Origin of the sequence: Campylobacter sp. IFREMER_LSEM_CL2256, from assembly GCF_025771645.1 — a bacterium.
Taxonomy (GTDB): domain Bacteria; phylum Campylobacterota; class Campylobacteria; order Campylobacterales; family Campylobacteraceae; genus Campylobacter_D.
This window is the reverse complement of the sequence record NZ_JAKMQQ010000004.1, coordinates 110,621-128,880: the sequence shown is the minus strand read 5'-3', so window position 1 is coordinate 128,880 and position 18,260 is coordinate 110,621. Positions and strand designations below refer to the sequence as shown.

The window sequence follows — 18,260 nt, the reverse complement described above, 5'->3', positions numbered from 1 at the left end:
TTTATTATTTTATTTTTTATTGTTTTTATTTAGTGGTTTAGTCAGTATTGACTACAGATGAGCTTTAATTCTTATTTTTTATTCTTTATGGTTGTTAACTGTAGATGGTTTTTTATTATTTAGTTTGTAAAATAAATTATTTTAGTGTTAGGATGGATAAAATATGGTATAGATTTTGTTTTATAAGGAGTGTATTTGTAAGTGAGTTTGTGATGTTTTTAATATGCAAATAGGTTGAAAATTAAGAATTAAGTGAAATGGTAAGCAAAATAGATCTTTGTAAAATTTAGTATTTTAGGTAGGTTTGTTGGAGTGATTGTGTTAAAGTGTTGTTGAGGAGGATATTTTTATATTTGTTCGAAAGTTTATGATATATGATTTTATATTTTAGATTATAGTAGATATATTATGATTTTAAATACTGAATTTGATTATTTGATACTATAATGTTTAATTTCTAAATATTAAATTTACATGAAAAATAATTTTAGTTTAAAATTGATTTTTGAAATAAATTATATTGAATTCTTGTATTTTAAAATATAGCTTTCTTAGAAGAAAATTATCTTCTAAGAAAGAATGTTTTATTCAGCGCCTTTTGGAGCTGTAAATGCTGTTATTTCAGGCTGTAATCCTTTGTATTTTTCTATATTTACTAAGCTTGTATGGGAAATGTTTCCGTTTGCTAATTCAGAAGTTGGCATATCAATAGTTAAGACATTTACATTTCCGTATTTGCACATTCCTTCATCATTTGGATCATACCAGCCACCTTCGCATAATCTTACAACATTTGGCATAATGTCTTTAGTTACCACAGCACCTGCGAGAACTTGACCTCTTTTATTGAAAACTCTTACAATATCGCCATTTTTGATTCCAAGTTTTTTAGCATCAATTGGGTTGATTAAGATAGGCTCTCTATCATTTACCGCATACTTTTCACGCAGTGAAGTATGGCACATTTGTGAGTGGAGTCTATTTGTTGGGTGATTGGTTAGTAGATGAAAAGGTGTTTCCTTGGTAGCATTTCCTAGCCATTCTATCGGCTCCATCCACATTGGATGTGCTTTGCAGTCTTTATAATTATACTTTTCGATAGTTTTTGAGTAAATTTCTATCAAGCCTGATTCAGTGCCTAGAGCATTTAAGATAGGATCTTCGATAAATTCAGAAAATCTAACCCATTCCATGCTTTCTATAGTTGGAGAAAAAGTTATAGGCTCGTTTTTCGCCCAAAATTCTTCAAAACTTGGCATTTTTGGTTCAAATACATCCCCATAAGCTTGAGTTTGTTTTAAAGCGCTATTGTAGTATTCTTTGATAAAATCTTTTGCATTTTTACCATTTTCAGTATAAGCATTAAATACATCATCTCCATACACTTTACAAATATCAGCAAAAATTTCATAGTCATCTTTACTCTCGCCTATTGGTAATACTGCTTGCTTCATTGGAACTATATTCATATTAGAATAATCACCACTCATGGTAATATCATCTCGTTCATAAGAACTTGTGGTAGGCATTACAATATCTGCCATTTTGGCAGTTGGAGTCCAATAAATTTCATTTACAACTATAGTTCTTGGTTTTTGCCATGCTTTTACATTATTGTTTGTATCTTGATGATGAACTATAGGATTTCCACCCGCCCAATAAATAAAGTCAATATCAGGATAGGTTATCTTAGAACCATTATTGTCTATAACTTTCCCAGGATTTAACAAAGCATCAGCTATTCTAGCTACTGGAAAAGAATAACTAGCAGCATTTTGTAGCCATTCGGCACCACCTTGACTAACTCCTGCTTTTGGTAGCCCCTTAAATTTTCCATTTTCCCAAATTCCCACAGCTCCTGCTGTAATACCTCCTATAACACCACCTTTGCATGATGGAACCCCACCATTACTATAGTGATAGCTTAAGCCAAAGCCACCTCCTTTGGTGCCAATTTGTCCGATCATTGAAGCTAGGGTTATTAACATCCAATGAGGTTGTTCACCATGATGAGCTCTTTGCATACCCCAACCACTCATGAGCATGGTAGGGTTACCATAAAAGCTTTCAGCTAGTGTTTTAATGGTTTTTTCATCAATCCCACAAATTTTGCTTGCCCATTTTACATCTTTTTTAATACCATCATTCTTGCCATCTAAATAAGCTTTAAATTTATCAAAACCACTTGTATAATTTTCTAAAAATTCATAATTGACTTTATTTTTTTCGATCAGATGACTAGCCATACCTATCATCATAGCAACATCTGTATTTGGTCTTGGGGAGATCCATTGTGCATTTAAAAATTTAGCAGTTTCAGTTTTTATGGGATCTATACAAATAACCTTGATCTTGCTATTTTTTAATTTTTCAAAATACTGCAAACCCTTTTGGTCGTTTGAAGTCCAAGCTATTCTTAAAGTGGCGATAGGATTAGCACCCCAAATAACTACTATTTTAGAATGTTCTAAAATATTTTCCCATGAAGTTTGTTGTTCATAAACTTCAATGGAGCCTACAACATAAGGCATGATCACTTGAGAAGCTCCGGTTGAGTAATCTCCAGTAGTCCCTACAAACCCACCTGTGACATTTAAAAATCTATGAAGTAATATTCTACAATTTTGCATATTTCCGCTAGATTTCCACCCATAACTTCCACCAAATATAGCTTGAGTTCCTTTTTGCTCTCTTGTTTTTTTAAGTTCTTTTGCTATAAGTTTTATAGCCTCATCATAACTTACACGCACAAATTCATCTTTTCCTCTAAGCTCAGGCTTTGGATTGTCAGGATTTTCAAGATAACTTTTTCTTACATAAGGATATTTCACACGTGATTTATAGATCATATCTGCTGTATAGTGTTGTAAGGGATTGTCAATTTGTGTTACTTTTTCCCATGGCTCACTTTTGATCACAATGCCATCTTTAATGGTAAGCTTTAAAATTCCCCAATGTGCTGCTGTTATCACGCTTCCATTTTTTACTAAACCTGAATTTATAGTTGAAGCTTCAACGCTTTTTCCCATAACCAAACTAGGAACCAGAGGTAATACACTTAAACCAGCACCAATTTTTAAAAATTTTCTTCTATCAAGCCCCATTTTATTTTACCTCCTTAAAATCTTTTGCACTTTTTTGTAAATACTGTATCACTAACCAATGATCTTTTTTATCAATTCCTGTTCTATTTACCATTGATCTAAAAGTAGCAGGCCAACCATTAGCGCTAAATTCACTTTCTTTATGAACACTATGACAAATTCCGCAGTTATTCATATAAAGTTCTTTTGCTTTTATAAACATTTCTTTGTTGCTTTTTGCAAAATCTTTCTTATCAGTCCAAACTTCTATGGTAGCTTTATCCCATTTGCCATTTTTGCTTTTTGTGTAAGTTTTAAAATCAAGTTTTGTATTTTTAGAAAATGCAGCAACTATGATTCTTTGACTATCGTTGTAATAAAGTACAGAAGGCGAAGCAGGATTAATATAACCTGTGATCTTGACTAAAACTTTATCTCCATCAGTTTTTAATACTTTAAAAGGATTTGTAGGTAGCAATCTACCAACAGCTTTTGTGTCATTTTTTCTTAAGTAAAGTGAGCTTACCTCACTTGTAAAAAATTCATTTTTACACAAACACAAAGAAACAAGTGCTAAGCAGAAAACCAATATAATTTTTCCCATTTTGCCTCCTTGATATTTTTTTGATATAAACTTAGTTGTATATCAATAAAATTAAAAATTTCTTAGCACAAAAAATGTAAAATTAAATATTATTTAATAATTTTTTATTGATTTGTAATTTATTTGTTTTTATATTTTCATAAAGTCTTTTCAATCCTTTAAAGTAAATTTTAGTAAAATACAAAATATTCTTTATAAAGGTTAAAAATGCACTTTACTTTGCTAAATGAAAAAGATTTTTTCAACCCCTACTACCGCAAAAAGCAAATCACACAAAATGAATTTGGCACTTTTAGCAAGGCTTTAACGCAGTATATAAAAAGGCTTGAAAGCTCACAAAGTGAAAATGAAGACTATCTTGTAGCTAACGCACTTAGTCCATTTTTAACCACTCTAAATTTCAAAACCCACATCAAAACCAAACAAAAAGGCAAAAGCGAGATTGATTTAGCCATCGCTAAAGATGAGCTTAGCAAAGATTTAGAAGTTCTCATCGAAGCTAAAAAGCCCAACTCAAAAGAATTCATCACCCACACAAAGCCAAATTCTAAAGCCTTGCATGAAGCCATTTTGTATTATTTTAGAAACAGAGAGCGTAGCTTTAGTTTGAAATTTATCATCATCACAGACTTTTATAAATTTTACATTTTCAAAGCTAGTGAGTTTGAAGAACTTTTTTATAAAAACACAAGCTTTAAAAAGCTTTTTGAAGAATTTCAAAGTCCAAACTCACTTTTTAAAGGCAACACCGATGAATTTTACAAAGAAGCAAGCAAACTCATAGAAAATTCCAAAGAAAGCTTAAAAGGCTTTTTCATCGATTTAGCCTTTTTAAAAGATGAGCAAAAGTCAAATTTCAAAAACCTAGCAAGCATTTTTAAAACCTTTCATAGAGACTTTTTGCTAAATGAATTTAGCCCAAATGACGCAAACTCATTAAACAACGCATTCTATAAAGAGCTTTTATACATCTTAGGTTTAAGCGAGAGCAAACAACTTTCTAAATTCATCATCACACAAAGTGAGCAAAGCAAACAAGCCCAAGGCACGCTTTATCATCTCATAGCGAGCAAGCTTCCAAAGCATGACTTTGAAGAGGTGTTAAAATTCATCATACTTTGGCTAAACCGCATTTTATTTTTAAAGCTTATCGAGTCTAATTTAGTTAGATTTAATGATGATAAAACCCTTAAATTTCTAAACTATGAAAAAATTCCAAATTTTACTACCTTTTCACACCTTTTCTTTGATATCTTAGCTAAAGAAAAACACACAAGGACGCAGAGTAAATTTAGCTATTTGCCTTATTTAAATTCATCACTTTTTGAAAAACAAGCCATCGAAAAAACTACACTAGAAATCGCTACTTTGGAAAATGATGCTTTGCTAGAGTATCACCCACACACGCAGTTAAAAGATGACAAAGGCAAAAGCAAAAAAGGTAAAGTAGGTTTGCTTGAGTATTTGTTTGAGTTTTTAGACAGCTTTGATTTTGGAGCAGATGAGCAAAGCGAAGAACTCATCAAACAAAAAGAACTCATCAACTCAAGCGTTTTAGGAAATGTCTTTGAAAAACTAAATGGCTACAAAGAAGGTAGTTTTTATACCCCAAGCTTTATCACTTCATATATGTGTAAAGCAAGCATAGAAAAAGTCGTGCTTGATAAATTTAACCATACTTTTAAGCTAAATGCCACCAAGCTAAACGAGCTAAGAACCCAGCTACGCCAAGAAAAAATCTCTCAAGAGCAAAAACTAGCCTTGCTAAATTCCATACGCATTTGCGATCCTGCAGTGGGAAGTGGGCATTTTTTAGTTTCAGCTTTAAATGCCATGCTTATGGTGCATTATGAGCTTGGTTTGTTTGAAGAGGACTTTTACCTAAGCGTGCAAAATGATGAAATTTTAGTGCAAAATCACAAAGGCCAGTTTTTAGAGTATAAACGCCCTGATTTTGACAAAGACAAAACCCACCTTTGCCAAAAAGAACTTTTCGAGCGTAAAAAAGACATCATAGAAAACAATCTTTTTGGAGTAGATATCAACCCAAACTCATGTGAGATCACTAAACTAAGGCTTTGGATAGAGCTTTTAAAACACAGCTTTTATGAAAGCTTTGATGATACAAACTATCATGATCTTAAAACCCTGCCAAACATCGATATCAACATAAAATGCGGGAATTCGCTTATAAGTTATTTTGAAATTCACAAAAGCCTTTCTCACTACCCAAATATCAAAGAACGCATGGATAAATACAAACGCATAGTCAAAGACTATAAAGAAGGCTTTTACACCGACAAAACTTTCATCGCAAAAGAGATCAAAAACCTCAAAGAATCTTTTAAAAATTTCTGCTTAAAAGACAAATTTGCCAAAGAGATCAAGCAACTTACCAACGGCGCTAATGAATACTCTAAAAAATACGGCGATTTTTTAGCACAAGATGAAAAAGATGAGAATTTTAGAGTATTTTTCTCTAAAAATATGTTTGAATTTGACTTTGATGAAAGTGCAGCTAAGAAAGAATTTAAAAAGCTTAAAAAGCTTTATGAGAGTATATTTGACTTAGAAAGTGCAAATCCTTTTGAATGGCGTTTTGAATTTAGCGAAGTGCTTGATGAGGGCGGGAATTTTAAAGGGTTTGATCTCATCATCGGTAACCCACCTTACATCAGACAAGAAGACATCAAAGAGTTAAAGCCAAATTTAGCCAAAAACTATAAAGTATATAAAGGCACAAGCGACATTTATACTTACTTTTATGAGCTTGGGTTTAATGTGCTAAAGCAAATTAGAATACATCGATCTAAATGGCATAAAAGTCTTTGATAGTGCTACGGTAGATACTTCCATACTAAGCTTTGAAAAAGCAAAAACTAAAGATAATAGCTTTAAGTACCTAGCCCTAAATACCGAGCTTTTAAAAGAAAACGACTTTAATATAGAAAGCATTTTAAATTTTAACAAAATCGCACAAAATTCTTTAAGCAAAGAAAGCTTTACTTTTAACGATGAGGGCACAAACGCGCTAAAAGCAAAGATAGAAAAGCACGGCACTCCGCTTAAAGACTGGCATGGGCTTAATATAAACTATGGCATAAAAACGGGCTATAATGAAGCCTTTATCATCACTACTGAAAAAAGAGATGAAATTCTAGCTAAATGCAAAGATGAAGCCGAAAGAGAACGCACCGTCAAACTCATACGCAAAATGCTACGCGGTAGAGATATAAAAAGATATAGTTATGAGTGGGCGAATTTGTGGATTATAGTTTTTGAATTTGGAAGTTATAAAATTTTAGAAAAAGAATATCCTGCTATATATAATCATTTAAAACAATACAAGAAAAAACTTCAAGCTAGAGGACAATGTACTAATAAGCCTATAACAGATCAAAAACCATATTTAGGACAACATCATTGGCTTGAATTAGATAACAATCCAAATAAAGATTATTTATCGCAGTTTGAAAAGGAAAAAATAATATATAGTGAAATTGTGAGAAGTCCGCAATTTTATTTAGATACAAAGTTAAATTTTTACGCAGAAGCAACAAGTTTTATTTTAACAGGGGAAAATCTAAAATATCTCATTGCTTTTTTAAACAATGATTTTGTGGCTTTTATATTTAAAACATTTTACGCCGGTGGAAACTTAGGTGAAAATGGATTTAGATACAAAAAAGCATTTTTAGAAAGACTTCCTATACCAAAAATAAATTCTAAAAATGAAAAACTAGCAAACGAGCTTATAAGCTTAGTCGATGAGATTTTAAATTTAAAAGAGCAAGACAAAAAAGCAAATACCAAAACCAAAGAAGATAAAATAAACTCTATCGTTTATAAACTTTACAACCTAACCGAAGAAGAAATAAAAATAATCAAAAACAAGGAGTAAAAATGAAATTAGTAAAATGTAAAATTGAAAATTTTAGAAGCTATGAAAATACAGAATTTAATTTTTCGGATTTAAGTGTAATTATTGGAAAAAATGATGTAGGAAAATCGACATTATTTGATGCATTGGATATATTTTTTGAAAATAATAAGGCTTTAGAAGATGATGTCAATATTAATTCAAATGAGAATAAATTTAGTATTACTTGTTTCTTTCAGGTTGAACCGCAGACGCAGATTAATATTGATGCTAGCGAAAGTGAAAGAACGCAGACATCTTTAGAGAGTGAGTATTTGTTAAACCAAGAGAATTTATTGCAAATCAAAAAAACATGGGAAAAAGGAAAGTTAAGCAAAACTTATCTTGTTTGCAACTATCCAACCAATTGGGAAAAACCACTTATTACATTAAAGATTCAAGATTTAAGAAAATTACTCTCCGAAGAGTCTGAAGTTAATCAAAATATCAAAAAAGAAATAAGGAATTTTTTATTTTCGCAAGAAAATTTAAATTTTATGGAACAGGAAATAGATATATCCACAAAAGATACTGATATTGTTAGTATATATAACAAATTAAAGGAAAAAATGCCTAAATTTTTATTATTTAAAGCTGATAGAACAAATACAGATAAAGATAGTGAAATCACCCAAATAACAAAAGCTATTACACAAAATGCTATCTCTGAAATTGAGCAACAATTTAATAATATGAAAGAAAATATTTTAGATGATATTAAGAGTTTTGCTAATGCGACACTTGAGCGGTTAAAAAGTTTTGATAAAGATATCGTGAAAGATTTAGTCCCAGATATTACTTCAAAAGAATTAAGTTCATTATTTAGCTATGAGTTTAAAAGCGACAGCGGAATATCATTTAATAAAAGAGGTAGTGGAGTTAAAAGGTTGTTTTTATTAAGTTTCTTTTTAGAGGATGCTGAAAGAAAACAACAATCTAATATGATTTATGCAATTGAAGAGCCAGAAACATCACAACATCCAAACTATCAAAGAATAGTTATAGAATCTTTGCAGAAATTAGCACAAAATCAAGGACGTCAAATCTTGCTTACAACACATACTCCAGAGATTGTAAGAATGGTTAATAAGGAAAATATTATTTTTATACAAAAAGATGATGAAGATAGACGAATAGTTTATCATGGAGATGAAATTAATACAGAGATTCTTGCTGATACTTTAGGTGTTTTGCCGTATTTATTATATCAAAGAGTTTTATTTGTAGAAGGAGAAACAGATGTAAAGTTTTTAAATAATTTAAATAATAAATTTGAATGTTTAAGAAATATATTTGATTTAAAAACAATAACTTTGATTCCATTGCATGGTGGAGGAAATGTTAAAAACTGGATAAGGGAGGATTATTTAAAACAAAGTAATGTTAAATGTCTTTATTTCTTAGATAGAGACGAGGATAGGAGAGATGTTGAAGAGCAAAATTTAATAAGAACAAAAAAGCGAGAAATTGAAAATTATTATCCTATTGATATACTTGAAGAATATTTTAAAAATAAATTGGGTAAGGATTTGATTTTTTCTGATAATTTTAAAAGAAATTGGGATAATGAGGATATAGCTCAATATGTTTTTAATTGTCAATCGGAAGATAAGAAAATTGGAACAACAGACATTAAATCAATGTTTGCTAATAAAAAAATATGGGACAAAATCAATGAAAATAATATGCAAAATTTTGATGAAATTAAAGAATGGTTTGAAAGAATGAAAGAATTTTTCGAATAAATCATAGATTGAACACACGCAAAAACTCCATAGTACCAAGCTGAAATATAGGAAGATGAAATGATAAAAGAAACACTTGAAAAAATACTTCATACTTTAGAGAAATGTTGTAAAAAAACACATCAGAATGGTAAGAATGAAGTTGATGAAGATAAAATTAAAGAAGATAAAATTAAAGAAGATTTATCTAAGATTCTAAAAATAAAAAAGGATAATATATACACACCAAGTGATACAGGAGTAATAAAACTAAAAAAGGAAATCCTTAGACAAAAAAATGAGTTGTTTTCTGATGATGAGGAATGGTATATGGTTTGCGAAGAAACATTAGATATATCTTCATTATATAATAAGAACAATGTGCAATGTAATATCATTTTTAGTAAATGTAGTGTTGGTTTAAATAATAAACAATCACAGAATGATTGTATTGTAAAAGCCAATTTATATTTTTATAATTGTACTTTTGAAAAAGCATTAATAAAATTAGAAAATATTACTTTTGAAAAAATATTATTTTTTAATCAATGTAAATTTAAAAGAAGAGTATGCATATACAATAATAGATTTTTAAGCCATTTGGTTTTTATAAAATGCCATGATAAGCAAAATAATACAAAAATCATATCTTTAAATCTACAAGAAAACACATTTGAAGGATATCTTTTTATAAAAAATTGCACTATAGAAAATATAAATTTGTGGAAAAACAAATTTGAAAATAGATCTTATTTTGTGGACAGTGAATTTGGATATGAACAAGATAAGGATAATAAAGCAAAATTAAATTTTTCAAACGCTCGTTTTGAAGATAATGCCTATTTTAACAATTCTAAATTTTATAGCTATGCTGATTTTCACGAGTGTGAATTTGAAAAAATAGCTTGTTTTTACGGAGTAACTTTTGATAAAGCTCCAAATTTTTCTCAAATAATTTTGAAAGATAATTTTAATGCTTTAAATATAACTTTAAATTTTACATTTGATGATCTAAAAAAACAAATCAAACAAGAATATGAAAATTTTAATAAAGATACAAATAAACAAGAAAAAAAATCTTTAGATAAAATTGCAAATGACTTTAGAGATTCTTTTAGAGTTGTTAAAAATGCCTTGATAAAAGATAATAATCTTTTAGAAGCTTCAAATTTTCATAAATACGAGCTTTATTGTAAAGAGATAGAATTGAAAGAAAATTGGAATAATAGAGAAACAAAGACAACAGCACGAAAAAGTTCATTGCATTTAAAATATTTTATAGATTCTTTGCTTTTGGGTTTTTATAGAAAATTAAGTGATCATCATACCGATTTCTTAAAAGTTTTTAATAATATTGTATTATTAGTTGCTTTGTATAGTGTATTTCTTTTTATGGGAGGATATGAAGACAATCTTAAATCATATCAATATTCTGATAATCTATTAGATAACAATAGTAGTTTGACAAATGCTTTCAAAGATATAAAAAATTCCATTATCCAATCATCGTTTGTTCAAGAATATCCTTCGTGTATTCTAATATTTTATTATGGATTAATTGCAATTGGATTTTTGATGATTTTCTGGGATATTTTGAAAAATATCAAAAAGATTTATGAGGTAATTAAGAATGAAATTTGTATTAAAGAAATAATATTTTGTGTATTAAATTTAGTTGCATATTTTTTAGGTTTATTGATTGTTTTGATTTATTTAAATATTTATATACCAAAGAGTCAAGACAGTCTTGCAGTCCTTTCAAATATAGGTATATTTTTTGTATTTATCATTTTTTATTTATGGTTGGTGTATTTAAAATCATTAGCGCTAAGATTAATGTTTGTAGTTGTTAGCTACATTATCGTGATTATAGTATTGGGGATTAGTATATCTATCTTAAATCCTTTTATCGGAAAGATATTTAATGATGAACAAAATTTTACAAATCCTATATTTGTATATATAACATTTGCATATACTATCTTGTTGATTTTAATTCTTTTTTCACTCCAAAAAACCGCACGCAAAAACTCCATAGTGCCAAGTTGAAAGCAAAATCATGCTTTTAGCTTTAAAGTGTGATGAAAAATTTGATTTAAAAATACTTTTGATATAAATATTTTTATTATATTTATATTTTGTTTCAAATATAAACAATACTTTATATTTTATTTGTAAAGTGTAAATTTTTGTTTTTATTAAAAGAGAATTTTTATACGAAATGTTACTCTTATACCCATATAGTTAATTTTTTCTAACAAAAATACACAAAAATAAAAATATTTGTTAAGCTAGATATTGGAAATTTTTATCAAAAGGAAAAATATGTGGCAACAAATATATAATCCATTTGACAACATACTTTTAAGTGCTTTGGTGGCTTTTTTGCCTATTTTGTGCTTTTTGCTTTCTCTTGTAGTTTTCAAACTCAAAGGTTATCAAGCAGGCTTTTTAACTCTTATTTTATCAAGTGTTGTGGCATTGTTTGCTTATGATATGCCGTTTTCTTTATTAGGTGCTAGCTTTATACAAGGTTTTGCAAATGGTATTTGGCCTATAGCTTGGATCATCATCGCGGCCATATTTTTATATAAACTTTCTATCAAATCAGGCTCGTTTGAAGTGATAAAACAAAGTGTTATGAGTATCACTCCAGATCATAGAATTCAAGTGATTTTGATTGGATTTTGTTTTGGTTCTTTTTTAGAAGGTGCTATAGGTTTTGGAGGGCCAGTGGCTATCACCGCTGCATTACTTGTAGGACTTGGGCTTAGACCATTATACGCTGCAGGACTTTGCCTTATAGCCAATACCGCTCCGGTAGCTTTTGGAGCAGTTGGAATTCCTATCATAGCGATGAGTAATCTAGCAGGTATAGAACAGCACGGTGTTTCAGCTATGGTGGGTAGAATGCTTGTGCCTCTTAGCTTGACTATACCATTTTTTATAGTATTTTTAATGGATGGTTTAAAAGGGGTTAAAGAAACCTTTCCTGCTATTTTTGTCGCAGCCGTTTCTTTTACTGCTACACAATTTTGGAGTTCAAATCATTTAGGCGCAGAACTTCCAGATATTATTTCAGCGGTTGTTTCTTTGTCTGTTACTACGATATTTTTAAAATTTTGGAAGCCAAAAAATATTTTTAGATTAGATGATGTAAAAGACTTTGAAAACTCACAAAAGCTAGAATTTAAAAAAGTATTTTTAGCTTGGATTCCTTTTATACTTTTGATTATTTGCATTATTATATGGACTCAACCTTGGTTTAAGGCTTTATTTGCTAAAGATGGAATATTAAATTTTATGCAATTTACTTTGAAATTTAATGAAGCCTTAGGAGCTATCATAAGTCCTGATATAGTTAATCCACAAATCACAAAAACAATGATTCCATCACATACTATAGATTTAGTAGCACAAGCAGGAACTGCTATTTTAGTGGCTGCTTTAATGAGCATTGTTGTGTTGAAAATAAAAATCAACGAAGCTACCGAGTGTTTTTGGGAAACTTTAAAAGAAATGGCCACTCCATGCTTAACTATAGGCTTAGTAGTTGCTTTTGCCTTTATAGCTAAAAATAGCGGTATGAGTACTACTTTAGGACTTGCTTTTTCAAATACAGGCGATGCTTATGCATTTTTTTCTCCCATCATAGGATGGATAGGTGTGTTTTTAACAGGTTCTGATACTAGTTCAAATTTGCTTTTTGGGACATTACAGCAAGTTAGTGCTCAAAAGTTAGGAATTTCAGAAACTTTATTTTTAGCAGCAAATTCTGTTGGTGGAGTTGTGGGTAAAATGATATCTCCTCAAAGTATAGCGGTAGCTTGTGCAGCAGTTGGACTTGTAGGAAAAGAATCTGAATTGTTTAGATTTACTTTAAAATACTCAATAGGTTTTATAATTCTAATAGGAATTTGGACTTTTGTTATAGCATTTTTCTTCCACGGGATCATCCCTGAAGCAGTGCTTTTAAAATAAGGATTGATGATGAAAAAAGTGTATTTATTTGCTACTTGTTTGGGTAGTGCGATAATGCAAGAAAGTGTTTTAAATGCGGTTAGACTTTTAAGAAGAGAGGGAGTTGAGGTTATATTTAAAAAGCAGCAAACTTGCTGCTCTCAACCCTCATTTAATTCAGGGTATTTTAAAGAAAGTAAAAATATAGCTTTGCATAATATAAAACTTTTTACTCAAGATTATCCTATAGTAGTGCCAAGCGGTTCTTGTGCGGGGATGATGAGTCATGATTATTTAGAGCTTTTTAAAGATGATGAGCATTTTAACTTGGTAAAGGAATTTAGCTCTAGAGTGATTGATCTTAGCCAGTATTTAGATGAGGTTTTAAAGGTTGATTATGAAGACAAAGGCGAACCTATAAAAGTCACTTGGCACTCTAACTGCCATGCATTAAGAATTCAAAAAAGCATACAAGCGAGCAAAAATCTGCTAAAAAAACTCAAAAATGTGGAATTAATTCCTCTAGAATTTGAAGAAGAATGCTGTGGTTTTGGAGGAACTTTTTCTGTGAAAGAGCCTCAAATTTCAAACTCTATGGCACAAGAAAAAATCAAAGATATCCAAAATACAGGCGTAAAATATGTATTAAGTTCTGATGGTGGGTGTTTGATGAATATTGCAGGCACGATGAGTAAAATGGGGCTTGATATAAAAGGAATTCATTTGTATGATTTTTTAAACAAGCGTCTTGAAGGAGTTGCGATATGAAAATGACACATGAACAAATTGTGGATGTGAAAATTCATGATAAGCAAATGCGAGAGAATTTAAGATCTGCCATGCATACTTTGCAAAAAAATCGTTTAAAAGTTATAGATGAGAAATTTAATGATTGGCAAGGACTAAGATCTAAAGCTAAGCAAGCTAAAAACAATGCTTTATCAACTTTACACGATAGGCTTTTAGAATTTGAACAAAATGCCACTAAAAATGGCATAAATGTCCATTGGGCGAGTTCTGATGAGGATGCCTGTGAGATTATATATGAATTAATGGTAGAAAAAAACATCGGTAAAATTCTAAAAGGCAAATCTATGGCTAGTGAGGAAATAGGTTTAAACCACTACCTAGAATCCAAAGGCTTAAAAGCCATAGAAACAGATTTAGGCGAACTTATATTGCAGTTAAATGATGAAACTCCCGTGCATATTGTAGTTCCAGCGGTACATAAGAACCGCTATGAAATTGGTAAAATTTTTCAAGAAAAATTAGGCTCTAATTTAGAAAGTGAGCCAGAAAAGCTAAATTCTATTGCAAGAAAGCATTTAAGAGATGAATTTGAAGGGCTTAAAATGGGACTTAGCGGAGTAAATTTTGCTATGTCTAAAGAAGGCGCTTTTTGGCTTATAGAAAATGAGGGAAATGGTAGGATGTGCACCACAGCAAGTGATATACATGTAGCACTTTGTGGTATAGAAAAAGTTATGGAAAGCTTTGAAGATGCTGCCACTATGGTGTCTTTACTTACTCCATCAGCTACGGGTCAATTTATACCAACTTATAACAATATCATTACAGGACCTAGAAAAAATGGAGATTTAGATGGCCCAAAAGAAGTGCATATTATTCTTTTTGATCATAATAGAAGCAAAATGCTAAATGATGAAGATTATTATGAAGCTTTGCGTTGTATAAGATGTGGGGCTTGTATGAATTTTTGTCCTGTGTATGATAAAATAGGCGGCCATACTTATCAAAGTGTATATCCAGGGCCGATTGGAGAAGTCATAAGTCCTAATCTTTTTGGTATGCAAGAAAATGGTGATATTCTTACTTTTTGCTCGCTTTGTGGAAGATGTTCTGAAGTTTGTCCGGTAAGAATTCCTCTTGCGGATTTAATACGCAAATTAAGAGCAGCAAAAGTAGGTCAAGGAAGTTTTGATAATATCACTCCAAATACTGCTGAAGCTATGGCATTTAAGATTTTTGAAAAAGTAGCTACAAGTCCTATTATTTGGAAAAATACTTTAGCAAATTTACATAATTTTAATTGGCTTTTGCAAAAAGGAAAAAATTCTTTACCAGTAGTTAAAAAATGGAGTGCTTATAAGGAATTTCCACAAATAAAACTTGATCTTTATAAAGAACTTGAAAATATGCAAGGAGTAAAGTGTGAGTAGAATAAATGAAATTTCTTCACAAAGCAAAAAAGCTATTTTGGATAAGATTAAAAATACACATTTATCTTTTGAAAAAATTCCGACTATGGATCCTATAGAGCATATCAAAACAAGTGATGATATGTATAGTGAGTTAAAAGAAAAAATGAGTGCAAATAAATACATAGTAGAAGAAAGCTCGTTAGGAAAATTAGAAGAAAAAATCAATCAAATTGTTAAAAGTTATGGCTATAAAAGTCTTATTTATCCTGATAATTTAAATTTAGATATAAATAAAATTGAAGCCGAAAAAAAGACTTGTTTTAATCAAGAGATTGAAAAAATACGAAAAGAAGTTTTTCATAGTGATTTTTCTATCATCCAAGCAAGAGTTGGAGTAAGCTCACATGGCGTTGCTTTAGTTTTGTCTGATAAAACTCAACCAAGAATGCTTTCTTTGGCTCCTATGCTTTGTATTGTCTTATTAAAAAAAGAAAATATTGTAAAAAGCATTAGCCAAGCATTGAATTTAGTAAAAGAAGAAAATGAAATTTTACCTAGCAATATTTTGTTTATAGCAGGGCCATCAAGAACTGCAGATATTGAACTTATCACTGTTTTTGGAGTTCATGGATCTCAAAAGGTTCATATTATACTTTATTGATTTATTTAGAATTTGCACTTAGTGTAAATTCTAAAATCACCTTCAAATCAAAAATTAACTTCTTGGTTTTTAAAACATTAATTAAATTATATTTTTATCAACCTTTGCTATTTTATTGATTTTAGTTATATTTAAGATATTTTTTGACATAGTAAAAAAGGTATTAACTTAAATTTTAAAACTATAAAAAGGAAAATCATGTTAAAAACAAGTTTTAAAAAGGCAGTATTTTTACCAAGTATTAGTATTATAGTTGTTTTAAGCCTTAGTTGTATTTTCTTGCCTAAACTTACAAATGATTTTATCAATCATATAAAAAGTGGAATTTTTGCAAATTTTTCATGGTTTTATATATTAAGTGTGAGCTTTTTTGTGTGTTTTATGCTCGCACTTGCACTTTCAAAATTTGGCGATATTAAACTCGGTGATGACGATGAAAAACCTCATTTTAAATTTACTTCTTGGCTTGCTATGCTTTTTGCTACGGGTATGGGTGTGGGGCTTATGTATTTTGGTGTGGCTGAACCTCTCATACATAAAAAAGCCTTGCAAACAAGCGATGAAGAAGCTATGCTACATACTATCTTTCACTGGGGAATTCACCCATGGGCTATTTATGGGGTGTGTGCTTTGGCTATGGCGTATTTTGGTTTTAGATATAAAATGCCTCTTAGTTTGCGTAGTGCTTTTTACCCTTTACTTAAAGATAAAATTTATGGTTTTTGGGGAAATTTAGTTGATATGCTTGCTTTAATTGTCACGGTTTTTGGCATTAGCACTACACTTGGTTATAGTGCATCTCAACTAAATGCGGACTTTTCAAATTTGGGTATTTTAAACGGACAAAGCTTTTTAGAACAAAGCGTGATTATAATCATCATTATTTCTTTAGCCACACTCTCATCGATTAGTGGCTTAACAAAGGGTTTAAAAATTTTAAGTGAAGCAAATTTAGTTTTTGCAGTGTGTTTAATGCTTTTTGTGCTTTTTTCAACAAATACCATCCAAATTCTTTCACAATTTAGCTCTAATATTGGAAATTATTTGCAAAATTTAATTTCTTTGAGCTTTAAGACTTATTATTATGAAAAAGAACATATAGAATGGTTTAATAATTGGACTATTTATTATTGGGCTTGGTGGCTTAGTTGGGCGCCTTTTGTGGGCTTTTTCATTGCTAAGATTTCTCGTGGTAGAACGATAAGGGAATTTATTTTTGGCGTGCTTGTAGTGCCTACTAGTTTTAATATACTTTGGTTTAGCATTTTTGGCAATAGTGCTTTAAATTTCAATGATATTTTAAGTCCTTTTACTTCAGCACCTGAAAGTTTGCTTTTTTATTTTTTACAAAATTTTTCTTTTTCTTATTTTAGTTCTTTGCTTGCGCTTTTAGTTTTAGCTTTGTTTTTCATCACTTCAGCAGATAGTGGGATATTTGTGTTAAATTCTTTAAGTAGTGGTGGCGCTCATGAGCCATACAAATGGCAAAATATCCTTTGGGGTTTTGTGCTTGCGCTTTTAGCTACTTCTTTGCTGTATTCAGGCGGCTTGGGGGCGATTTTAAGTATCACTATGATAGTGGCTTTACCTTTTGCATTTTTGCTTTGTTTGATGTGTTTTTCATTGCTTAAAGGCTTAATTGTAGATGTGAATTACTCTTTAACTAAGCTTAGTCAAAGCAGTGTGTATTTTACAGGAGAATTTTGGCAAGAAAGACTTGCTAGAATTTTAAAACAAAGCAAAGAACAAGACATACAAAATTTCTTAAATACCAAAGTTAAAAATGCTATGGAATCACTCAGCCAAAGTCTAAAAAACTACGGCTTGAAAACACAGATCGTTCAAGAAAAATCAAGTATAAGTTTGATTATAAAAAAAGAATTTGCAAAAGATTTTATCTATGGAGTGCAAGTGGTAAAAAAACAAGCAAGCCAAAGCATAATCGATGATAAATTTATGCCAACTTATTCTAAAGAATTTATCTTTGAGCCACAAACTTTCTTTGCTGATTCGCGTAATGGTTATAATATAGAGTATTTAAACGAGCAAGAAATCATCGTAGATATACTAAAGCAATATGAGAGGTATTTGCAACTTTTATTTGATGATAAAAATGAAATTTTTACCAAAGCTTATGATTAAAAAGC

The 18,260-nt window shown here is 30.2% G+C and carries 9 protein-coding genes and 1 pseudogene; 8 read left to right on the top strand and 2 right to left on the bottom strand.

Annotation, left to right across the window (positions count from 1 at the left end):
• Positions 1-584: 584 nt before the first annotated feature.
• Together L8U00_RS03230 and L8U00_RS03225 are read right to left on the bottom strand one after the other, a co-directional pair.
• The gene (locus L8U00_RS03230) at positions 585-3,104 is read right to left on the bottom strand and encodes a molybdopterin guanine dinucleotide-containing S/N-oxide reductase (RefSeq protein ID WP_263708477.1); all 2,520 of its coding nucleotides are present in this window, start codon (positions 3,102-3,104) and stop codon (positions 585-587) included.
• Position 3,105: 1 nt separating this feature from the next.
• Positions 3,106-3,687 (bottom strand): cytochrome C, encoded by a 582-nt coding sequence (locus L8U00_RS03225; protein ID WP_263708476.1) that lies wholly within the window; start codon positions 3,685-3,687, stop codon positions 3,106-3,108.
• Between the two features lie 207 nt (positions 3,688-3,894).
• Between L8U00_RS03225 and L8U00_RS03220 the strand changes: the two are divergent.
• From L8U00_RS03220 to L8U00_RS03185, 8 genes and pseudogenes are all read left to right on the top strand, one after another.
• Positions 3,895-7,588 (top strand): annotated as a pseudogene (locus L8U00_RS03220) (Eco57I restriction-modification methylase domain-containing protein).
• Positions 7,589-7,590: 2 nt separating this feature from the next.
• Positions 7,591-9,351, top strand: a complete 1,761-nt coding sequence (locus L8U00_RS03215) for an AAA family ATPase (RefSeq protein ID WP_254450113.1) — start codon at positions 7,591-7,593, stop codon at positions 9,349-9,351.
• A gap of 60 nt (positions 9,352-9,411) precedes the next feature.
• Positions 9,412-11,379: a pentapeptide repeat-containing protein gene (locus L8U00_RS03210; RefSeq protein WP_263708475.1), complete on the top strand. Its 1,968-nt coding sequence runs from the start codon at positions 9,412-9,414 to the stop codon at positions 11,377-11,379.
• A 276-nt stretch (positions 11,380-11,655) separates the two neighbouring features.
• Complete coding sequence (locus tag L8U00_RS03205) at positions 11,656-13,311, top strand: L-lactate permease (protein ID WP_012662153.1); 1,656 nt, start codon at positions 11,656-11,658, stop codon at positions 13,309-13,311.
• 6 nt (positions 13,312-13,317) lie between these two features.
• The gene (locus tag L8U00_RS03200) at positions 13,318-14,058 is read left to right on the top strand and encodes a (Fe-S)-binding protein (RefSeq protein WP_115614003.1); all 741 of its coding nucleotides are present in this window, start codon (positions 13,318-13,320) and stop codon (positions 14,056-14,058) included.
• Positions 14,055-15,470, top strand: a complete 1,416-nt coding sequence (locus tag L8U00_RS03195; protein ID WP_173786794.1) for a LutB/LldF family L-lactate oxidation iron-sulfur protein — start codon at positions 14,055-14,057, stop codon at positions 15,468-15,470. Before L8U00_RS03200 ends, L8U00_RS03195 begins: the two co-directional genes overlap by 4 nt.
• Positions 15,463-16,113 carry a LutC/YkgG family protein gene (locus tag L8U00_RS03190; protein ID WP_230107723.1) on the top strand — a complete coding sequence of 217 codons (651 nt, stop codon included), beginning with the start codon at positions 15,463-15,465 and terminating at the stop codon, positions 16,111-16,113. Before L8U00_RS03195 ends, L8U00_RS03190 begins: the two co-directional genes overlap by 8 nt.
• Before the next feature lie 198 nt (positions 16,114-16,311).
• Entirely contained in the window at positions 16,312-18,255 is a 1,944-nt protein-coding gene (locus L8U00_RS03185) for a BCCT family transporter (protein WP_230107724.1), read from the top strand.
• Positions 18,256-18,260: the final 5 nt, after the last annotated feature.